Source organism: Exiguobacterium sp. SL-10 (genome assembly GCF_004337025.1).
In the GTDB taxonomy this organism is placed as follows: domain Bacteria; phylum Bacillota; class Bacilli; order Exiguobacteriales; family Exiguobacteriaceae; genus Exiguobacterium.
Window position 1 is genome coordinate 97,654 of sequence record NZ_SJUP01000007.1, and the last position, 18,104, is coordinate 115,757.

The window sequence follows — 18,104 nt, forward strand, 5'->3', positions numbered from 1 at the left end:
AGCACCATGATCAGACAAAGAATCGGAACGACCGCTGCCACGATCGTGTTCATCTTAGGATTCATCGGAGTCGGACATATGCTCGCGACCGACCCCGGTCGATTGTTCAGACAGTTGCTCTTCATCGGTATTTTCGGGTTAATCTTCTACGTGATTTACCGTGTGTTCATGGCGCCTAAAATCTCAGCCGAGGATGTACGGTACCGGAAGACGGCCCAGGCTTCAAAAAAACGGATGCAACGGCCAGGTGCGAACCCTAAAGTGAAGCCATCCGCTACGACGAAAAAGAAAGTAAAACCCGGTTCGAACGTGACGAAGCTCTCGAAGCGCCCTACCCGTTCGACGCATCGTAGTGACGCCCCTCACCTTACCGTCATCGAGGGAAAAAAAGGCAAGAAGAAAAAGAAAGCGAATATGTAAAAACGAACCAGGTCGCCACGGGCGAACTGGTTCGTTTTTTGTCGTGATTCGAAAATCAATCCGTTTCGACGAAGCCGATATACGGAAGGTTACGATATTGTTCGGCATAATCGATCCCGTAACCGATGACGAACTCATCCGGAATCTCGAAACCGACGTAATCAGCGTCGAGCGTGACGAGTCGGCGAGCCGGCTTGTCGAGAAGTGTACAAATCTTCAATTGTCCGGGTTGATGCAACGTCATATGCTGACACAAGAATTTGAGCGTCTGCCCTGTATCGATAATGTCTTCAATGATGACGACGTACTTCCCTTCGACATCGAGATCTAAATCTTTACGGAGTTGGACGTTCCCACTCGAAACCGATTTCTTCCCATAAGAAGACGTCGCGACCGTGTCTAATTGGACACTGCCCGTCATTTGCCGCATCAAATCAGCTGCGAAGACGAGCGACCCTTTCAATACCGCCACGAGGACGATCGGTGTCCCGGCCGCATCCCGTTCGATTTGTTCGGCGAGTTCCGCCACGCGTTGTTTGATCTGTGCCTCGTCAAACAGTTTCCCTTTGATTTGAATATCCATCATGTCGGCGATTGTTCGCCGTCACCCCCTTATCAGTCTTAACAGCACCCATTCTATCATAAAACGAGCTAAAAAATAGACTTCACTTCATAATTTAAAAGTGATTGTTCGGTTTTCAGTTACATCCACGTAGAAAAAGACCGCTTCCGATTCAAGTCGTCGGAGCGGTCATTTGGGCTTACTCATCGTCCGTCTGATTCAGTTCTTGGAACGCACGAAACTGGGCCATCAATTCAGGCTTATCTTCAAAAAATTCGACGAACTGGGTCATGCAGTCGAGCGTATTCGAGCTCAAATGGTGCTCGATCCCTTCGACGTCTTCGTAGACATGAGCCTCGTCGACACCGATCAAGCGCAAAAATGATTCAAGCATCGCATGACGCTCGACGAGACGCTTTCCAATTTTTTGGCCTTTTTTCGTTAACATGAGTCCTCTATATTTCTCATAAATCAAATAGTCTTCCCGGTCGAGCTTTTGCACCATTTTCGTGACAGAGGAGGGATGCACCCCTAAATGTTCGGCGATATCGGACACGCGGGCGTATCCTTTCTCGACCATTAGCAAATAAATTCGTTCTAAGTAATCTTCCATACTCGGTGTCGGCATGGGCGTAGCCTCCCCTTATGTTCCGTTCTGCAACCTCTATTTTAACGTAACCTTCTAGAAACCGAAAGCAGAACGGGTAAATCCATCAGTCAATCATTGTCTCATGACCTTAAATTCTTTATAATGGATGTTGGTGAAACTTAATAGAGAAAGGGAGAACATCAATGGGAATCGAAACCATCCTCGTCATCATCCTATGGGCTGCGCTCATCGCATACATCGTTTGGCGTTTCTTGCCGGCACGCGGTTTGAAGAAAATGAAACAAGAAGAGTTTCGTGCGTCGCTTCGTAAAGGTCAATTGATCGATGTCCGTGAACCGAACGAGTACAAGGGAGGCCACATTGTCGGCGCCCGCAACATCCCGGTCGGACAATTGAAACTCCGCATGAAAGAACTTCGCAAAGATCAACCGATCCTCATGTATTGCCAAGGCAAGTCACGTTCGAACCAGGCGGCCAAGCTGCTTATGAAAAATGGCTATACCGACATCTACATGCTCGACGGTGGCTTCAAGAATTGGAAAGGGAAAGTCAAAAAAGGCTGACCCGGATGCATACGTCCACTCCTCACTCCGAGGAGGGACGTTTTTTAATTTAAGAAGAAAAAAAACCGCTCGCACGGTGCGAGCGGTTTCGATTCAATTGATTGATGAGGGTTGGCGTCGTTCGTATTTGAGCACCGGTTTCCGAGCGGCAAGCGTCTCGTCCAACCGTTTGATGACCGTCGTATGTGGGGCCGTCTGAACGATTTCCGGATTCTCCTCCGCCTCTTTCACGATTTGGAGCATCGCGTCGCAAAACGCATCAAGCGTCTCTTTCGACTCCGTCTCCGTCGGCTCAACCATGATGCACTCCTCGACGTTGAGCGGGAAATAGATCGTCGGTGGGTGGTAGCCGAAATCGAGCAATCGTTTGGCGATGTCGAGCGTACGTACGCCGAGCGCTTTTTGGCGTTTTCCAGACAAGACGAACTCGTGCTTGCAGAACGTATCATACGGGACATCAAACGCGTCCTTCAAACGAGCGAACATATAGTTGGCATTTAATACCGCTTCACGCGAGACGCGCGTCAACCCTTCCGCGCCCATCGTCTTGATGTAGCTATAGGCCCGGACATTGATGCCGAAGTTCCCGTAGAACGGTTTGATGCGTCCGATTGACTGCGGACGGTCGTAGTCGAGCGTGAAACCAGACTCGGCGCGACGTGCGATCGGCGTCGGCAAGTATGGAATCAAGTCGCGTTTCACCCCGACCGGACCAGATCCCGGACCGCCACCGCCGTGCGGGCCTGTGAACGTCTTATGCAGGTTCAAGTGGACGACATCGAAACCCATATCCCCAGGACGGGCGATGCCTAGAATCGCGTTCGAGTTGGCGCCGTCGTAATAGAGTTTACCTCCGGCCTCGTGCACGACTTTGGCAATCTCTAAAATGTCAGCCTCGAACAGGCCGAGCGTGTTCGGATTCGTCAGCATGAGCGCTGCCGTATCGGCGCCGACTTTCGACTTCAAATCATCGAGATCGACAAGGCCACGCGCATCCGACTTCACCGTCACCGTATCGAAACCGGCGACGACGGCCGAGGCCGGATTCGTCCCGTGTGCCGAATCCGGAACGAGCACTTTCGTCCGGTTCATGTCCCCGTTATGATGATGGAACGCCTTGATGAGCATGAGCCCGGTCCATTCCCCATGGGCACCGGCTGCCGGTTGCAGCGTCACTTCATCCATGCCGGTGATCTCAGCAAGTTGTTCTTGCAGGTCGACCATAAGTTCGAGCGCCCCTTGAATCGATTCAACCGGTTGCAACGGGTGGATATGCGCAAATCCAGGCAGACGGGCCATATCCTCATTCACTTTTGGGTTATATTTCATCGTGCATGACCCGAGCGGATAAAACCCGGAATCGACCCCATGGTTCCGAGTCGATAGCGACGTATAATGACGCACGACATCGAGTTCCGACACTTCCGGCAGTTCCGCCGCTTCTTGACGGATCATTGATGCCGGCAAGAGCGACTCCAAATCGACTTCCGGCACAGTCGGCGTCGGCAAGTTGTAACCTGTTCGTCCTGCACGTGACACTTCGAAAATTAATGTTTGTTCGTGTTGCATCACTTCATCCCCCCAACCACTTCAACAAATTGATCGATTTCTTCTTTCGTCCGAAGCTCCGTCGCACAGAGCAACATTTGCGTCTGGCGCTCTGTTTCATACGAGCCGAGCGGCAAACCGCCGATGATGCCTGCCTCGAGCAGATGACGCGACACGTGCTCCGCATCGACCCCGAAGTCGACGACGAACTCGTTGAACATCGGTCCTTCATCGACAACCGAATAGCCGGCAGTCTTGAGCGCTTCTTTCATATAATGGGCCGTTTGAATGTTGCGTACCGCCATGTCACGAATCCCATATTTCCCGAGAGCGGACATCGTAATCGATGCCGCGAGCGCATTGAGCGCCTGGTTCGAGCAAATGTTCGACGTCGCTTTGTCACGACGGATATGTTGTTCCCGGGCTTGAAGTGTCAGGACGAAGCCGCGCTTGCCGTCCTCATCGACCGTCTGTCCGACGAGACGTCCCGGAAGTTTGCGCATGAGCGCTTTTTTAACGGCAAAGTAACCGCATGATGGACCGCCGAAGCTTTGCGGAATCCCGAACGGCTGGGCGTCACCGACCGTGATGTCGGCACCGAGTGCGCCTGGCGACTCCAAGACTCCGAGCGCGAGCGGGTTGCTCGACACAACGAACAGGGCACCCGCATCATGGGCCGCTTTCGCAAGGGCCGTCAAATCTTCGACACGTCCATAGAAGTTCGGATATTGGACGACAAGACACGATGCGTCTGTTAAATCCATGCCCGACATGTCGGTCACCCCGTCGCTCACATCTGTGTATTCGACCGTGAGTCCCGGACCACCAGCATATGTTCGGATAACGTCTTTCGCTTCCGGATGGACTGCGCCCGAGACGATGACACGTTTTTTCTTCGTATGGGCACTCGCGAGATACGTTGCTTCAGCGAGGGCTGTGATGCCGTCGTACATCGACGAGTTGGCCACGTCCATGCCCGTCAATTCGCAAATCATCGTTTGGAATTCAAACATCGCTTGGAGTTCACCTTGCGAGATTTCCGGTTGGTACGGCGTATAGGCTGTATAAAACTCGGAACGGAGAAGCATGTGGTTCATGACGCTCGGTGACAGGTGATCGTACATGCCCGCCCCAAGGAAACTCGGGTTCGATTTCGTATGCATATTCTTCTCGGCAAGTTTCGTCATGTGACGGACGAGATCGACTTCTGGAAGTGGGGCCCCGATCGCAGCCAAAGAGGCAGTCTCACGGAGCGATGCCGGAATATCCTCGAGTAAGTTCTCGATCGACTCGACACCGATCGTCTGCAACATGTCACGCTCGTCTTGCTCAGTCATCGGTAAATAGCGAAATTCCATTCTGTTCATTCTGAATCCCCCTGTATCATTTACGTTTATAGAACGGTGTTGGCACACGTTCGGCTTCTATTTTTTTACCCCGAACCTCAACGATAAAGTGTGATGCGTCCGCGTAACGTCGATCAACGCGGGCCCAAGCGATCGATTCATTCACGGTCGGTGGCATCGTACCGGTCGTGACGACGCCAATCGTCTCCCCGTCGACTTCGACCGTCGCGCCTTGACGAGCGATTCCACGGCCTAGCAGACGCAGGCCGATCAAGCGGCGTGGGATGTCTTCTTTCTGATTCACGAGTGCATCTTTGCCAATGAAATCGGTGTCGAGTTTGACGGCAAAGTTCAAGTTCGCCTCGAACGGGGTGACCGTCTCATCGAGCTCGTGACCGTAAAGCGGGAGACACGCCTCAAAACGAAGCGTGTCGCGGGCGCCGAGCCCACACGGCGTAACACCTTCTCGCTCTAACGCCGACCAGATCGCAGCCACGTCTTCGGCTCGGGCGTAGAGTTCAAATCCGTCCTCACCCGTATAGCCACTGCGTGAGACGATCGTCGACACGCCGGCGACGTCACCAGTCATGAAACGGAAAAATTTGATGTCAGATAGCGGCAAGTCCGTCAATCGGCCGAGCACTTGCTCCGCCATCGGTCCTTGAACCGCGATTTGACCATAAGCGTCAGACTCATCACTCACTGTGACGTCACCAACCACATATTGGCGGACGTGCGCCACGTCTTTTTCAATGTTTGAGGCGTTGACGACGAGCCAAAACGCATCTTCATCGAGTCGATAGACGAGCAGGTCATCGACGACACCACCGTCCGGCAAGCAGAACAAGTTGTACTGCGCCTGGCCAATCTGTAATTTCGATACATCATTGGTGACGAGACGTTGCACGTTCTCGAGCGCATCTGGTCCTTCGATGCGAATCTCCCCCATATGCGATACATCGAACATACCGACCTCGTTCCGCACCACTTGATGCTCTTCTTTAATCGACGAGAACATGATTGGCATCTCGAACCCCGCAAAATCCACCATCTTCGCCTTTACGGAAATCAAATCATACAAAGGCGTACGTTTTAACGATACTTTCTCCATATTATCCCCCAATCCCGAACGTAAATAATGTATTACGCGAAATATTTCGTTTTCTATTCCACTTTATCAATTTTCCATGGCTATGCCTAGCTAAATTGGGCAAAAATAAAGAGGATTGAAAACGAAAACGTTTTCATCCTCATTATTTCATATTTTGCTCTCAGTGGAAACGTCTGGGCTTTCGATTCCCGCCGTCCGTTTGATTTCTTTCGTCAGTCCGACGGTCGCCTGTTTCAGTTCCATCGTCTCGTCTTTTACTTTAACGGAATACGCCTTCATCTGCCTCACCGATGCGTTGACCGTATCAACGTGTTGCTTGATCTCATTGACGAGACCTTGGATGACGTTCGCACGAATCTGGAAGCGCTCCGTCAAACGGGTGACACGCCGCAAATCTGTCTTCATTTTGTTACGGTACAATAAAAAACCATACAAGCCGAGCCCGACTAGCGCGAGCACGATGATGCCGAGATTGATCCAAATCATGTATTTTCCTCCTTCAATCGATATAACGTATGCGCGATCGCTTCAGTACTAAGCGAGGCGTCGAGCACGTAATCGGCACGCGCATAAAGCGGCCGACGTCGTTCGTATAACGCTTCAACGGCCACTTTTCCGTGCCGGACGAGAGGCCGGTCCGAGTCCTTGATTCGGTCCCAACACATCTCGTACGGTAAATCGAGCGCGATGACGACGCCATGTTCCCGCATCCAATCGAGATTTTCGTCCCGTTCGACGATGCCGCCGCCGGTCACGACATACGCGGCGTCCGCTTGTTGCAAAAGCTTACGTTCTTGCAGGCGAAACGCCTCTTCCCCGTGACGCTCAAAATACGTCGGGATGTCCATCTGTGCCTGCGTTTCGAACAGTTCGTCCAAATCGACGACGTGATTCGATTTTTCAAGATATCGTTTCAAGCTTGATTTACCTGTACCCATAAACCCGATGATATAAAACGGTTTAGTCATCGAAATAAATCACCTCTTTGTGTCGTTCTCCGGTCTCAAGGCGAATATCGACCGCGACCACCCCACTGCCGAGCGGTCGACAGTTAATCGTCCCGGTCGGTTTCGTCACCGTGACGGCGGTCTGTCCGCAGGACCGTTTAGCGACCATGACGTGCGATTCGAAGCGGATCGCCAAAATATCGAGTCCGAGCCGTTCGGTACTCCGTTCCATATCAGTATACCAAAACATCGCCCCACCGAGTAACCACGTCAAAACGATTAGCGTCGACATCACAAAGTATCCGCCCGCATGCACATCACGCTCTTCTCGCGAGGACCTGTCGCGTCGGTCCATTGGATGCGGAACCCCTCTCCTATCGGTTCGACCCGATACGTCTCGATTCCTCTCAAAAATAGTAAATTCCCTCCTTCGTCTCCGACCATGACCAAGTTTTGATTGATCTGCTTGAGCGTCCAGGACCACGTCGTGTCGTCCGGTCGTACATACGTGCCAGCGAGACGTCCCGACACGACGTCGCAATCCCGGCTATCGAAAAGCCTTCGGACAATCAGTTGAGGTGTCGTCGCCACCGCTTCACGCGGTTGCTCGTAAAACGCTTGTCCGAGCGCCAAAAAATGAACCGTCAACCCGACGAATAATGGAATCAAAAGCAACGTGAAGCTCACCTCAAGTAACGTGAATCCCCGCTCAAAGCGTCGGGAGACACAGGTCTTCGTCACATATTTCTTGGCGCCCGCTCGGTTCGATTGCATCGCGCAACACCTCCCCTTGTAACCGTTCGTAGCGCCGAACGGTCGTTTCAAGACGGTCGACCCGTTCCGTCGCGGCCTCGACAAATGGTGCAACGACACCGACCCACGCCAAGAGGAGCGCCAGACTGAGACAGATTTCCCAAAACGTGACACCTTGCTCATTGTCCGTCAACGCGAAGCACCTCCGGTTCATACGTCCCCATTCTAAACTTCAACGTCACCATCGTCGCTCCCGTATAAAACTTCCACTGCCCTGCATACGTCGCCGCTGTACGTGAGAAGACGATTTCACTCGTAGCCGGGAGACTCATCTCGACACCATCCGGCACGACGCGCGATGCGATCGGCGTCATCCCACAAGAGATTTGATAGCGCCGCTCTTTTATATACCATCGTAGACGCGGCACACACGATTCATCGGCGGCGACGTATGGATATTGACCAACCTCGTTAATATCGTTCACAAGTGCCTCGGTAAAATCAAACAGGGCCAATCGATCCATCGAGCGGACAATCGGGGTCGTCATCAAAAGCAGGAGCGACAAGATGACGAGGACAGATGCCATCTCGACGAACGTATATCCGTCTCGCCTCATTGTTTCGTCAACGTACCTGTCGTCGGGGCGTACGTATAGACGATCGATTGGCAGCTATACTCGAGCGGACTCTCCGTCGAGGCACGTTCAAGCACCGCCAACGTCTCCGGATAAGCCTTGTGTTCTGCATAGTACAAGTTGATCTCTGACTCGACGATGCGGACGCTCCCTTCACAACTGACACTGTCCGCCCGGGATTTCCCGTCTGACATCGAGGGGACGAGCAGCAACAGTAACACCGAGATGATGAGTAAGACGGCAGCCATTTCGACGAGCGTGAACCCTTGTTCTGATTTGAATCGTGTCATGTTGTTGTTCCTCCTTGTTATAGTTGGGCCATGATCAGTTTGACCGGCAAATAAATCGTGTAGAACATCATAGTCACCATCACCGTCAAAAATCCGTATAATAACGGCTCGGCCTTGGTAATCAATTGTTTCCAATACAACTCCATCTCTTCAAATACAAGGTCACGATGCATCGTCATAATCGATCCGAGCTCACCGCTCACCGTACCGACGCCGAACAAACTGACGACCTCATGCTCGAGCAAGCGTTCCTGCCGGGCCGCCTCTTCGAGTTCAAGACCGTCCGACATGCGCTCATGGATTCGTCTCGCAATGGCAGCGACTTCCCCTTCACCCCGAGACAAACGTTCGATGACATGGCGGACCGAACCTTGTCCTTCGCTTAAGAGCGATAACTCACTGACGAACAAATACGTGATGTACAACCGTCTACCGCGTTCGACGATACGTAACGGTACGAGCCGACCTCGTCTCCCGTTCCAGTAGAGGCCCACCCCGGTCATGAGCAAGCAAACGAATAGTCCCGGGAAAAACCAACGGGACAACAGAATCGCGTTTACCCCACCGAGCGTCTCGACGTCCACCATCGACAACAGTTTCGGGAAAATATAAAGTGCATAGATTGCCCCAAGCCCAAGCAACATCGTTAAAATCACGAGCGGATACCGAGCCAACTGCTTGAGCTCTTGCTGCAAATTCCGGCGCATCGTCGATAAGACGAGCACTTGCTCGAGTCCTTCTAAAAAGTGATGGCCCCGCTCCGCTGTGACTAGCATTTCGCGCATTCTCGGGTCAATGACGAGTTGTGAGAACACTTCGGCAAGCGGACGACCTTGCTCGAGTCGAAGCCGCATGTCGCGAATCACTTGTTTCGCTCTCCCCCGTTCATGGAGTTCGAGTGTTTCGAACGTCTTTTTCAAACCGACGCCGCGTGCCTGTAGCCTCAGAAAGCGGCGAATCGTGAACAAGTCTTTACTCACCTGGTCTCGGACCATGAGCAACTCACCTCCTCTTCCCGGTGCAGAATGCACCAATGACGGGCGACCTCCATCTTTCCAACGAGCTGTTCAAGCCGATGTTCGCCGTCCTCGACACTCGCCGTATGAAACGTCGCGATCGTCAAATGCCCACTGAGCGCCGCGTCGTGAGCCACCCGCAACTCCTCACTCGTCCGGATTTCACCGATGACGATGACATCGGGGTCGGCACGAAGCGTTTCTTTCAATAGGTTGCCGTGATCAAGTCCCGCTTTCGGGTTGACCTCAAGCTGAATCACTCCCGGCACTTGCTTTTCCGGCGGATTCTCGATTGTCACAATCCGACGTCCGGTCAAACATTGCAAAAAAGCATAGAGCACCGTCGTCTTCCCCGCACCCGTCGCACCACCAATCAACAACAGCCCTTGCCGGAGCGAAGCCAGTCCCAACAAGCGGTTCACATCCTTGTCGTCTAATAATTCCGATAACTGAAACGAGGCGTTCGGGAGTCGCCACGACATGAGCGTATGGTCGAACGAAGGTAAAAACGTGACCCGAATCGCGTCCTCTGTCCCGACGTACATGCCAGACTGGGGCACGCGATGATCCGTCTCCGTTAACGAGCACCAATATTTCATATGTAATGTCAAGCGTTCATAGTCAACCCGTGTCATCGACTCTAGCCGATGCAAGAACGTCCCGTGACGAACTTGAACCATCACTTCGTCTCCGTACGGCATAAAATGAACATCGCTCGCATTGAAATTTCGCGCCGCTCCCACGACACGCTCGATCACTCGTTTCATCTCCACCACCTCAATAAGAGCATAAAAAAAAGCCCACTCATTGGAAAGTGGACTTGTGTCAGGATACGTTTGCAGTTGTTGATTCGAAACGGCGGGCATACGCTTCGATTGTGGCTTTATCATAGCCGACAATGACTTCGTTGCCATCAGTTAAGATTGGGCGTTTCAATAGTTTTGGATTATCGCTCATCAGTTTGAGCAATTCACTTAATTTCAAGTCTTCGACATCGATGTCCAACTGTTTGAACGCCTGACTTCTCGTCGCGAGCAGCGAGTCGACACCGTTCTCACTGAGTGCCAAGAGCGTCATCAATTCATCTACCGTCGGGGCATTCCGGAAAATATGGCGCTCGTTCACCTCGAGGTGTTGCTCTTGTAAAAACGCTTTCGTCTTACGGCATGAGGTACAGCTCGGGTACGTATAGAACATCAATTCATTTGCCATTTCAATACCTCCTTTAGAGTTGAGAAACAAGTCGTTCGTAGTGTGTAAGTTGATTATACAACCTTATACCCGTTTTGTACATAGTTTGTACAAGTTTTTTATTTTTTTGTACAACTTTGTCCGACGTGATTATTTCACATATTTTTCACGATTATTTTGCTCAATTCACACGTTTTCATAGCATTTTTCTGAATGTGTTGGTAAAATAGTGAATGAGAATGGAATAATGCACGTATGGGGGGATTAACATGGCGAGAATGTTCCGTGTCCTAGGCTTTTGGACTGGGTTGATCGCGGCGCTTGCTTTCGTGGGCGCACTCGGTGGAGATCAAAGCAGTAGCGAACATAGTGGTGACTTCGTCGTAATGGGTCTGGTCTTTTTAGCTCAAACTATTTTCTTCGTCGCACTAGGCTACTTGAAGCTCACTGAAAAAACGTATGTATACGTATTCGGCGCATATTTGACTGTCTTCTTCGTCGTCTTCACGTATTGGAGTAACTTCCAAATGTAAAAAAAGATTGTCTCCTCGCGGGACAATCTTTTTTTATTCATCGCTCGAAAAAGGGATTCGTTCGAATCTCGGCCTCGAGCGTCGTCTTCGGACCATGTCCAGAATAGAGGACGGTCTCGCCCGGTAACAGCTGACGCATCCGATCGATCGACCCGAGTAACGTGGCTTGGTCGCCACCGAACAAGTCGGTACGGCCGACCGACTGTTTGAAAATCAAGTCCCCGCAGAAGGCGACACGTTCGGCTGGGAAGTAGAGCGTGACGCTACCAGGCGAATGGCCTGGCGTGTGGTGTAACTCGATTGTGAACGCGCCGATTTCAAGCGTTTCCCCTTGATAAACCCGTTCAGCCGGGCGCATCGATGAACTCGGGAGGTGAAATTTTGTCGCCCCGTTCTTCTCGTCGTCCATCAACCACGTCCGTTCCGCTTCATGGACGAATACCGGCACGGGATAACGATCACGCAGGGCATCAATGCCACCGATGTGGTCAAAGTGGGCGTGTGTCAATAAAATGGCGTTCAAGCTACCGAAGCGTTCGACCGCTTCAAAGAATTTTGGATCGTCCGTACCCGGGTCGATGATGAGCACCGTTCCGTCTTTCTCGAGCACGTATCCATTTTCCTGGGCCAAGCCCGATGTGATTCTTACTATATTCATTTAGAACACCTCCACACTCATTCTAATCGATATTGTGGCAAAATTGTAGCGGAGGCTTTCTTTGCTCGACAGCGTCTACATTATCGGATAAAATAATAATGATATTTCAGTGAAATTTTTATGAATTTCATGACGTATAATAAAGGGGGAACTCGTCATGCATTTGTATGAACCATTTGGATGGATCTCGCTCATCGTTGCACTCGTTGCAATCTGGGGAATGGCCCGTTCGTTTAAGAAGCGCCAATTCTTTCCACTTGCTTTCGCCGCGATTACTGTACTCGTATTTGGATTCTTCGGCGTCGCGACATTGATTTACGGTGGAATCCCAAGCTAATGACATGTAGCGTGAAGACGACCTCGGTCGTCTTTTTTTGTATAACAAACAGCGCCGTCCCGGCTAATCGGGACGGCGCTGCCGCTTACTCTTCGGTCTGCTCTTTAAAGCGGAGCAAATCCGAATAGATTAAATCATCATTCAGTTGGAGAATCTTTTCTGCTTCTTGACTATCAGGCCCACAGAGCGAGGCGTCCTCGACGGCTTCTCCACTCGATGCGTCATAGCATGTCGATTGTGTCCAGACGTACTCCTCAGTGATAACGGTACCGTCACGGAAGATGGCGCGGCTCGTCCGGTCTTCCGATAACAAGTCGCTTCCGAAGCCGATTGTATCCGACGTATCGATCCCGAGCAAATGAAGAATCGTCGGTTTCATATCGACATGACTTCCAATCGTCTCATGGACTTTGCCCGATGTTTGACCTGGTAAGTGAACCGCAAACGGTACTTGCTGTAGCTTAGCCACGTCAAACGGTGTCAGCTCCTCTTTTCCGAGCAGGTCGGCCATCGCATCGTTATGGTTCGTTGAGATGCCATAATGGTCACCATAGACAACGAAAATCGTGTCATCCCACATCCCGTTCGCCTTCAACTCGTCGATGAACAAGCCGAGGGCATAATCTTGGTACGCGAGCGCCTGCGGGAAATTGTTGAGCGTCGTCGAACTCGTCTCAAATTTCGGGACGAGCTCATAGTCTTCGCTCGGCATCGTGTACGGGAAGTGGTTCGTCAGTGTGATGAACTTCGCATAGAACGGTTCCGGCAACTCTTCGAGCATCGGAATCGACTGTTCGAAGAAGCTATCATCGAGAAGTCCCCATTCCGTCATGTCCTCAGGATTACCGAGGTCATAACTCTTCTCATCGAAGAACTGATCGACACCGATATTCTTATACATCAAGTCCCGGTTCCAGAACGATTTGTTGTTGGCGTGGAACACGGCCGAGTAATAGTTATCTTCCTTAATCAATTCAGGTAGCGCCTGGTACTCGTTGTCGGCGTTCGTGAAGTAGACGGCGCCACGCGGAAGACCGTAAAGCGAGTTATCGAGGGCGAACTCGGCGTCCGACGTCTTCCCTTGTCCGACCGTATGGTAATAGTTCGGCCAGTAGTGAGATTCTTCAATCAGTTTGTTCAAGTTCGGTGTGATGTACTCACCGTTCGAGGCTTTCATATTGTGTGTAAAGTTCTGGGCCGACTCGAAGGAGACGACAATCACATTTTTACCTTTATATTTTCCAAAGTAATCCGGGTTCGGTGCTGCGTAGTGTTGGCGGGTATACTGTTCAATCTTTGCGAGTTCCGACTCATCAGCCATCGCTTTTTGAGCCGATGTCTTCGTTTGAAGCATCGCATCATAGACGTGGAAGTTGAACGTTCCGATATTTTTGACCAGCAGCTCCCGGTCGAATGAACGTGTCAACAGTTCAGGACGTTCGGTTTCAGCAAGCGACAAATTGAACAAGAACACGACGACCGCCGTCGCGAACGTCACGAGCGCTCTCCGGTGAGAGGCAGCCGTCGCAGTCGCGTTGATGCGCCAGAGGATGAATGGTAAAACGAACACGTCCCCAAGGATGATCAAATCTTTCCATTCCAACAACGACGTGAACGACGTTGATAACGTCTCCATGTTCGACGGTTGCAAGATGACAGGCATCGTCAAGTAGTCGGTGAATTCGCGATAATAGACAGCATCTGCGAACAAGATGAACGATGCCGCAGCATACAGCATGTACAGTACCCATTTCTGCTTATTTCCTTTAAAGAAGAAACTGAAAGCGAATAGGAATAAAGTGGAGCTGATCGGGCTGATCAACAAAATAAATGCTTGTGCGGTGTTATCAATCGGAATATTAAAGAAAAATTGGTAAACTACGTACGTCTTCGTCCAAAGTAATAGCGAAAAGATCCAAAATAACCGATATTCTTGAAACGAAGCGCGGACCGTGTCATTCAGTCGCATAGTAAGCTTCGAAAAGCCCTGAGATGACTTCATCGGACGGCCTCCTCCTCTGCTCAACGGGTGACGAGTTCAACGGACTCGGTGCCCCTATTTTTTTATAAGTCCAAATGGCTTGTTATCCATTTCACGTACGATAACAGTCCAGTATCAAGTCCAAATCTTACCCCTTTTTTAACAAAAAATCAACTGTACCATTACAAATTTTACATTATCCCATACCCGTTCCATATGAAAAACACGCCTGCGTCAAAACGCAGGCGTGCCAGGATGATCCTTATACACGGGTCGGCAAGAAATGCTTACGGGCTAGCCACGCACACCCAATGACACCGGCATCGTTCTCGAGTTCCGCAATTTTGAACGTGGTCGAGGTGTAGACGCGTTCGAGGGCGAACCGCTTGAACTGCTCATCGAGCGGCTCGAGCAGCGCTTCGCGTGCTTTCGAAACACCACCACCGATGACGATCATTTTCGGATTCAACGTGTTAGCGATATTAGAGATTGTCAAGCCGAGATATTCGGTCATCTCCTTGACGACTTCAGTCGCGACGGGATCGTTCGACTTGAAGGCTTCAAATACGTCGCGTGCCGTCACTTCTTTCAACTCGTTCAACGATGTCGTTCGATTTTTACGCTTTTGGAGCGCCAATCGAGCGATGCCTGTCGCCGAGGCGATCGTCTCGATACAACCTTTGCGTCCGCAACCGCACATGACGGCTTTCGACTCGTCTCGTTCCACAGTGATATGACCAATCTCTCCAGCCATTCCCGACGCACCATGGACGATATTTCCATTCGTGATGACACCTCCACCGACACCCGTGCCGAGCGTGATGGCGAGCAACTCGGATGCACCTTCACCAGCGCCCTTCCACATCTCACCGAGTGCGGCAGCGTTCGCATCGTTCTCTAAGACGGCCGGCAACCCGACCGCTTTCTCGAACTCACTGACGAGCGAGAAGTTTTTCCAACCGATGTTTGGCGAATATTCGACGACTCCTTCTGAGAAGTTGATGAATCCTGGCGCCCCGATTCCTGCCCCCGCGAAGTCATCTTTCGCTTTACCCGATTTTTCTAGATAAGCTTCGAATGAAGCAGCGATATCAGTTGGAATATGTACCCCGTTATCACGTATGTCCGTCGTAATCTCCCACTTGTCGGAAATGATCCCGTTCATATCGAGAACGGCCATTTTCACTGTCGTTCCACCAATGTCGATGCCTAATAACCACTTCATATGTTCCACTCCTCATCTCGATTAAATCGCTTTCATCCCATAGTTTACACTATTAAACCCCTAGTGCAAACCTTTGCACTAGGGGTTTTTCTGTCAATCTATTGAATTTTTCAGTTCATGCGTCAAAATGATTTTGGCTGTATCATACTCCCGTTGTTCAATCATCCCACCGGCATGCAATTCGTCGAGTTCCATCATCATGAGCCCAATTTCAGCGTCGCGTTCGCCGATATAAATAATCGTCCCGAATGATTTCAAGAATTGCTGAACATCATAAAAATTTCTCATCGTCCGTCCTCCATCGTCGTGAGCACATAACGATAGAGCAGCTCCCGTGTCGCCTCGAGCGATTTTATATGCGTACGCTCATAGCTATGGCTCGACTCAATACCTGGTCCAACGAGTGCGTGGCGTACATCGAAGCCGGCACTGATTGCTGCCGAGGCGTCGGATCCATAATATGGATAAATATCAACTTTATAAGCGATTTCGTGTTCACGACAGAGCGTGATAAACTGGCGACGTAACCCAAGATCATAAGGACCAGACGAATCTTTTGCACAGATTGAAACCGTATATTCGTCCGAGTGCTGTCCGTCACCAAGCGCCCCCATATCGACTGCGATATATTCAATCACAGCCTCCGGAATTCCAGCGTTCCCTCCAAAACCGACTTCTTCATAGTTCGAGATTAAGAAATGAACGGGATGTGGTAGTTCCGCCTCGACAAGGTCTTTCGCCAAATCGAGCAAGATGGCGACCGATGCTTTGTCGTCGAGATGACGTGATTTGATATAGCCCGTGTCCGTTTGACGGAAGCGTGGATCGAAAGAGACAAAGTCACCGACCTCGATGCCAAGGGCACGCACTTCTTCAGCCGAGTGCACATCAGCATCCAATCGAACCTCGATATTGGATGCCGTTCGTTCGGCGCTATTCGTGTCCTTATACACATGGACGCTTGATTGATGAATCAGAATCGTTCCTTCAATCGGCTCGACCGCCTCTGCATGAACTAAGCAGTTTTCCCCTTCAATCGCGGTCCAGGCGTAGCCCCCAACTTGTGTCAAACGTAATCGACCACTCGGCAAAATCTCTTTCACCATCGCCCCGAGCGTGTCGACATGAGCCGTCAATAGACGCGCCTGATCAGACTTCCCGTCAAACGTCGCAAGGAGCGCCCCTTTATTCAAGCGTTTTGTAGCGACGCCAAGATTCGTGAGTTCTTGCTTCACGAAGCCGATCGCCTCATCCGTCATGCCGGATGGACTTGGAATTTCAACCAGTTGCTGCAACGTTTTAATCATATCCTTACTCCTTTGTCATTGATTATAGCCGAACCAAAATAACGCTCCAGATGCCACGAGCACGACCAATGTAAACAACAGGCGGCGTTTTTTCACATGTTCATCCGGCAATCCGACCACTCCCGCCATCAGAAACCCACCGACAAGCCCCCCCGCATGTGCGGAATGGTCCAAGCTTGCACCAAGGACGAAAGCGAGTCCTACGTTTAATCCTAACATAATAAACAGCGGTGGGCCGAGCGTCTTCATAAATAACGAACGGTCTCGGAGACCGAAATACAGGAGTGCCCCGACGAGGCCAAACAGTGCCCCCGATGCGCCGGCCGAGATGGCTTCACTGAACGCGTAGGAGGCGACCGTAGCGATTACACCTGCTAACAAATATATCGTGACGAAGCGGGGCGAGCCGTACATCCGTTCGACGAGTGGACCGAGCGACCAGAGCGCGAACATATTGATCGCGAAATGGAACCACCCAATATGAAGAAACATTGGTGTGACCAGGCGCCACCACTCCCCTGCGTCGATGAGCGGATTGACTTTCGCCCCAAAGCGAATGAGCGTATTCGGATCGAGCGTCGAACCAATCGATTCGGCAAACCACATGACTAAGAACGTCACGAGCATAAGGCCATAGACGAACTGTGGTTTCCCAAAGGCGAACCGTTGCTTCAGTTCGTTCTTCCGCTGTTGGTCGAGGGCGACGGCACGTGGTCGATACGATATTTCTGCTTCTGCGCATGGCCTCATCTCGAGTTTCACTTTCGCTGCAATCGGGAACTTGAGCGACGATAGCCGCTCTTCATCGACGAGCGGGTCGCCGTATATGTGGACGTTCAGCTTCTCACGACCGATGCGGGCCAAACGAAACGAGTTCATGGCCGCCTCGATGTCTATGGCGACATGGTTCGCCCACGCCTGATCCGTCCGTATATAGAGGTGATAGACGTCCCCCGCTTTCGTGTCGAACAATAAAAGTGCGCGCGAAGGTTCTAAGACGCCCTCAATTCGGCCTCCTGCTTCGACTTCACGATACACATCCTCCCAAAAACAAGCCGGTTCAGTCATCAA

At 51.2% G+C, this 18,104-nt stretch carries 25 protein-coding genes; 4 read left to right on the plus strand and 21 right to left on the minus strand.

What is annotated here, in order from left to right; genetic code table 11:
• Window positions 1–6 precede the first annotated feature (6 nt).
• Window positions 7–420 (plus strand): SA1362 family protein, encoded by a 414-nt coding sequence (locus EVJ33_RS09655; protein WP_131436613.1) that lies wholly within the window; start codon window positions 7–9, stop codon window positions 418–420.
• A gap of 55 nt (window positions 421–475) precedes the next feature.
• Here the strand turns inward: EVJ33_RS09655 and hpt are convergent, their stop codons facing one another.
• Together hpt and mntR are read right to left on the minus strand one after the other, a co-directional pair.
• Window positions 476–1,003 (minus strand): hypoxanthine phosphoribosyltransferase, encoded by a 528-nt coding sequence (gene hpt, locus EVJ33_RS09660; RefSeq protein WP_131436702.1) that lies wholly within the window; start codon window positions 1,001–1,003, stop codon window positions 476–478.
• Between the two features lie 178 nt (window positions 1,004–1,181).
• Window positions 1,182–1,610, minus strand: a complete 429-nt coding sequence (gene mntR / locus EVJ33_RS09665) for a transcriptional regulator MntR (protein ID WP_131436615.1) — start codon at window positions 1,608–1,610, stop codon at window positions 1,182–1,184.
• A gap of 164 nt (window positions 1,611–1,774) precedes the next feature.
• Here mntR and EVJ33_RS09670 point away from each other — a divergent pair, with 164 nt between their 5' ends.
• Window positions 1,775–2,155 carry a rhodanese-like domain-containing protein gene (locus tag EVJ33_RS09670; RefSeq protein ID WP_131436617.1) on the plus strand — a complete coding sequence of 127 codons (381 nt, stop codon included), beginning with the start codon at window positions 1,775–1,777 and terminating at the stop codon, window positions 2,153–2,155.
• A gap of 93 nt (window positions 2,156–2,248) precedes the next feature.
• On the opposite strand, the gene gcvPB is transcribed toward EVJ33_RS09670, so the two are convergent.
• The 13 genes from gcvPB to EVJ33_RS09735 all read right to left on the minus strand — a co-directional run bounded on the left by gcvPB (window position 2,249) and on the right by EVJ33_RS09735 (window position 11,013).
• Window positions 2,249–3,724, minus strand: coding sequence for an aminomethyl-transferring glycine dehydrogenase subunit GcvPB (gene gcvPB / locus EVJ33_RS09675; protein WP_131436619.1), 1,476 nt, complete (start codon window positions 3,722–3,724; stop codon window positions 2,249–2,251).
• Window positions 3,724–5,061 carry an aminomethyl-transferring glycine dehydrogenase subunit GcvPA gene (gcvPA, locus tag EVJ33_RS09680; RefSeq protein ID WP_131436704.1) on the minus strand — a complete coding sequence of 446 codons (1,338 nt, stop codon included), beginning with the start codon at window positions 5,059–5,061 and terminating at the stop codon, window positions 3,724–3,726. The genes gcvPB and gcvPA overlap by 1 nt, the downstream gene beginning before the upstream one ends.
• Before the next feature lie 25 nt (window positions 5,062–5,086).
• The gene (gene gcvT / locus EVJ33_RS09685; protein ID WP_131436621.1) at window positions 5,087–6,160 is read right to left on the minus strand and encodes a glycine cleavage system aminomethyltransferase GcvT; all 1,074 of its coding nucleotides are present in this window, start codon (window positions 6,158–6,160) and stop codon (window positions 5,087–5,089) included.
• Window positions 6,161–6,307: 147 nt separating this feature from the next.
• On the minus strand, window positions 6,308–6,646 hold the full coding sequence (locus EVJ33_RS09690; protein ID WP_131436623.1) for a hypothetical protein: 339 nt from the start codon (window positions 6,644–6,646) through the stop codon (window positions 6,308–6,310).
• Window positions 6,643–7,128, minus strand: coding sequence for a shikimate kinase (locus EVJ33_RS09695; protein ID WP_236634591.1), 486 nt, complete (start codon window positions 7,126–7,128; stop codon window positions 6,643–6,645). Before EVJ33_RS09695 ends, EVJ33_RS09690 begins: the two co-directional genes overlap by 4 nt.
• Window positions 7,121–7,402, minus strand: a complete 282-nt coding sequence (locus EVJ33_RS09700) for a hypothetical protein (RefSeq protein ID WP_131436625.1) — start codon at window positions 7,400–7,402, stop codon at window positions 7,121–7,123. The genes EVJ33_RS09695 and EVJ33_RS09700 overlap by 8 nt, the downstream gene beginning before the upstream one ends.
• Window positions 7,399–7,881 (minus strand): prepilin-type N-terminal cleavage/methylation domain-containing protein, encoded by a 483-nt coding sequence (locus tag EVJ33_RS09705; protein ID WP_161566926.1) that lies wholly within the window; start codon window positions 7,879–7,881, stop codon window positions 7,399–7,401. Before EVJ33_RS09705 ends, EVJ33_RS09700 begins: the two co-directional genes overlap by 4 nt.
• Entirely contained in the window at window positions 7,817–8,053 is a 237-nt protein-coding gene (locus EVJ33_RS09710; RefSeq protein ID WP_131436708.1) for a hypothetical protein, read from the minus strand. The genes EVJ33_RS09705 and EVJ33_RS09710 overlap by 65 nt, the downstream gene beginning before the upstream one ends.
• Window positions 8,040–8,477 carry a prepilin-type cleavage/methylation domain-containing protein gene (locus EVJ33_RS09715; protein WP_131436629.1) on the minus strand — a complete coding sequence of 146 codons (438 nt, stop codon included), beginning with the start codon at window positions 8,475–8,477 and terminating at the stop codon, window positions 8,040–8,042. The genes EVJ33_RS09710 and EVJ33_RS09715 overlap by 14 nt, the downstream gene beginning before the upstream one ends.
• Complete coding sequence (locus tag EVJ33_RS09720; RefSeq protein WP_131436631.1) at window positions 8,474–8,785, minus strand: prepilin-type N-terminal cleavage/methylation domain-containing protein; 312 nt, start codon at window positions 8,783–8,785, stop codon at window positions 8,474–8,476. Before EVJ33_RS09720 ends, EVJ33_RS09715 begins: the two co-directional genes overlap by 4 nt.
• Before the next feature lie 17 nt (window positions 8,786–8,802).
• Window positions 8,803–9,780, minus strand: coding sequence for a type II secretion system F family protein (locus tag EVJ33_RS09725; RefSeq protein WP_131436633.1), 978 nt, complete (start codon window positions 9,778–9,780; stop codon window positions 8,803–8,805).
• The gene (locus tag EVJ33_RS09730; protein WP_131436635.1) at window positions 9,762–10,568 is read right to left on the minus strand and encodes an ATPase, T2SS/T4P/T4SS family; all 807 of its coding nucleotides are present in this window, start codon (window positions 10,566–10,568) and stop codon (window positions 9,762–9,764) included. Before EVJ33_RS09730 ends, EVJ33_RS09725 begins: the two co-directional genes overlap by 19 nt.
• A gap of 58 nt (window positions 10,569–10,626) precedes the next feature.
• Window positions 10,627–11,013 carry a Spx/MgsR family RNA polymerase-binding regulatory protein gene (locus EVJ33_RS09735; RefSeq protein WP_131436636.1) on the minus strand — a complete coding sequence of 129 codons (387 nt, stop codon included), beginning with the start codon at window positions 11,011–11,013 and terminating at the stop codon, window positions 10,627–10,629.
• Between the two features lie 248 nt (window positions 11,014–11,261).
• On the opposite strand from EVJ33_RS09735, the gene EVJ33_RS09740 reads away from it, so the two are divergent.
• On the plus strand, window positions 11,262–11,525 hold the full coding sequence (locus EVJ33_RS09740; protein ID WP_021067727.1) for a DUF2626 domain-containing protein: 264 nt from the start codon (window positions 11,262–11,264) through the stop codon (window positions 11,523–11,525).
• 37 nt (window positions 11,526–11,562) lie between these two features.
• Here EVJ33_RS09740 and EVJ33_RS09745 read toward each other — a convergent pair whose 3' ends face one another.
• Entirely contained in the window at window positions 11,563–12,183 is a 621-nt protein-coding gene (locus tag EVJ33_RS09745) for an MBL fold metallo-hydrolase (protein ID WP_131436638.1), read from the minus strand.
• A gap of 157 nt (window positions 12,184–12,340) precedes the next feature.
• Between EVJ33_RS09745 and EVJ33_RS09750 the strand changes: the two genes are divergently transcribed.
• Window positions 12,341–12,520, plus strand: coding sequence for a DUF2759 domain-containing protein (locus EVJ33_RS09750; protein WP_131436640.1), 180 nt, complete (start codon window positions 12,341–12,343; stop codon window positions 12,518–12,520).
• 85 nt (window positions 12,521–12,605) lie between these two features.
• On the opposite strand, the gene EVJ33_RS09755 is transcribed toward EVJ33_RS09750, so the two are convergent.
• The 5 genes from EVJ33_RS09755 to EVJ33_RS09775 form a co-directional block, all read right to left on the minus strand.
• The gene (locus EVJ33_RS09755) at window positions 12,606–14,522 is read right to left on the minus strand and encodes an LTA synthase family protein (RefSeq protein WP_131436642.1); all 1,917 of its coding nucleotides are present in this window, start codon (window positions 14,520–14,522) and stop codon (window positions 12,606–12,608) included.
• 241 nt (window positions 14,523–14,763) lie between these two features.
• The gene (locus EVJ33_RS09760) at window positions 14,764–15,726 is read right to left on the minus strand and encodes an ROK family glucokinase (protein ID WP_131436644.1); all 963 of its coding nucleotides are present in this window, start codon (window positions 15,724–15,726) and stop codon (window positions 14,764–14,766) included.
• A 93-nt stretch (window positions 15,727–15,819) separates the two neighbouring features.
• On the minus strand, window positions 15,820–16,014 hold the full coding sequence (locus EVJ33_RS09765; RefSeq protein ID WP_034778034.1) for a YqgQ family protein: 195 nt from the start codon (window positions 16,012–16,014) through the stop codon (window positions 15,820–15,822).
• Window positions 16,011–17,033: a M42 family metallopeptidase gene (locus EVJ33_RS09770; RefSeq protein ID WP_131436646.1), complete on the minus strand. Its 1,023-nt coding sequence runs from the start codon at window positions 17,031–17,033 to the stop codon at window positions 16,011–16,013. The genes EVJ33_RS09765 and EVJ33_RS09770 overlap by 4 nt, the downstream gene beginning before the upstream one ends.
• Window positions 17,034–17,048: 15 nt before the next feature.
• Window positions 17,049–18,101, minus strand: coding sequence for a rhomboid family intramembrane serine protease (locus EVJ33_RS09775; protein WP_131436647.1), 1,053 nt, complete (start codon window positions 18,099–18,101; stop codon window positions 17,049–17,051).
• Between the last annotated feature and the right edge of the window lie 3 nt (window positions 18,102–18,104).

What these genes read in the sequence shown, in the direction of transcription:
- EVJ33_RS09655 (WP_131436613.1), top strand. Translation starts at nt 7, where the DNA reads ATGATCAGACAAAGAATCGGAACGACCGCTGCCACGATCGTGTTCATC.
- hpt (WP_131436702.1), bottom strand. Translation starts at nt 1,003, where the DNA reads ATGGATATTCAAATCAAAGGGAAACTGTTTGACGAGGCACAGATCAAA.
- mntR (WP_131436615.1), bottom strand. Translation starts at nt 1,610, where the DNA reads ATGCCGACACCGAGTATGGAAGATTACTTAGAACGAATTTATTTGCTA.
- EVJ33_RS09670 (WP_131436617.1), top strand. Translation starts at nt 1,775, where the DNA reads ATGGGAATCGAAACCATCCTCGTCATCATCCTATGGGCTGCGCTCATC.
- gcvPB (WP_131436619.1), bottom strand. Translation starts at nt 3,724, where the DNA reads ATGCAACACGAACAAACATTAATTTTCGAAGTGTCACGTGCAGGACGA.
- gcvPA (WP_131436704.1), bottom strand. Translation starts at nt 5,061, where the DNA reads ATGGAATTTCGCTATTTACCGATGACTGAGCAAGACGAGCGTGACATG.
- gcvT (WP_131436621.1), bottom strand. Translation starts at nt 6,160, where the DNA reads ATGGAGAAAGTATCGTTAAAACGTACGCCTTTGTATGATTTGATTTCC.
- EVJ33_RS09690 (WP_131436623.1), bottom strand. Translation starts at nt 6,646, where the DNA reads ATGATTTGGATCAATCTCGGCATCATCGTGCTCGCGCTAGTCGGGCTC.
- EVJ33_RS09695 (WP_236634591.1), bottom strand. Translation starts at nt 7,128, where the DNA reads ATGACTAAACCGTTTTATATCATCGGGTTTATGGGTACAGGTAAATCA.
- EVJ33_RS09705 (WP_161566926.1), bottom strand. Translation starts at nt 7,881, where the DNA reads ATGCAATCGAACCGAGCGGGCGCCAAGAAATATGTGACGAAGACCTGT.
- EVJ33_RS09715 (WP_131436629.1), bottom strand. Translation starts at nt 8,477, where the DNA reads ATGAGGCGAGACGGATATACGTTCGTCGAGATGGCATCTGTCCTCGTC.
- EVJ33_RS09720 (WP_131436631.1), bottom strand. Translation starts at nt 8,785, where the DNA reads ATGACACGATTCAAATCAGAACAAGGGTTCACGCTCGTCGAAATGGCT.
- EVJ33_RS09725 (WP_131436633.1), bottom strand. Translation starts at nt 9,780, where the DNA reads ATGGTCCGAGACCAGGTGAGTAAAGACTTGTTCACGATTCGCCGCTTT.
- EVJ33_RS09730 (WP_131436635.1), bottom strand. Translation starts at nt 10,568, where the DNA reads ATGAAACGAGTGATCGAGCGTGTCGTGGGAGCGGCGCGAAATTTCAAT.
- EVJ33_RS09735 (WP_131436636.1), bottom strand. Translation starts at nt 11,013, where the DNA reads ATGGCAAATGAATTGATGTTCTATACGTACCCGAGCTGTACCTCATGC.
- EVJ33_RS09740 (WP_021067727.1), top strand. Translation starts at nt 11,262, where the DNA reads ATGGCGAGAATGTTCCGTGTCCTAGGCTTTTGGACTGGGTTGATCGCG.
- EVJ33_RS09745 (WP_131436638.1), bottom strand. Translation starts at nt 12,183, where the DNA reads ATGAATATAGTAAGAATCACATCGGGCTTGGCCCAGGAAAATGGATAC.
- EVJ33_RS09750 (WP_131436640.1), top strand. Translation starts at nt 12,341, where the DNA reads ATGCATTTGTATGAACCATTTGGATGGATCTCGCTCATCGTTGCACTC.
- EVJ33_RS09755 (WP_131436642.1), bottom strand. Translation starts at nt 14,522, where the DNA reads ATGAAGTCATCTCAGGGCTTTTCGAAGCTTACTATGCGACTGAATGAC.
- EVJ33_RS09760 (WP_131436644.1), bottom strand. Translation starts at nt 15,726, where the DNA reads ATGAAGTGGTTATTAGGCATCGACATTGGTGGAACGACAGTGAAAATG.
- EVJ33_RS09765 (WP_034778034.1), bottom strand. Translation starts at nt 16,014, where the DNA reads ATGAGAAATTTTTATGATGTTCAGCAATTCTTGAAATCATTCGGGACG.
- EVJ33_RS09770 (WP_131436646.1), bottom strand. Translation starts at nt 17,033, where the DNA reads ATGATTAAAACGTTGCAGCAACTGGTTGAAATTCCAAGTCCATCCGGC.
- EVJ33_RS09775 (WP_131436647.1), bottom strand. Translation starts at nt 18,101, where the DNA reads ATGACTGAACCGGCTTGTTTTTGGGAGGATGTGTATCGTGAAGTCGAA.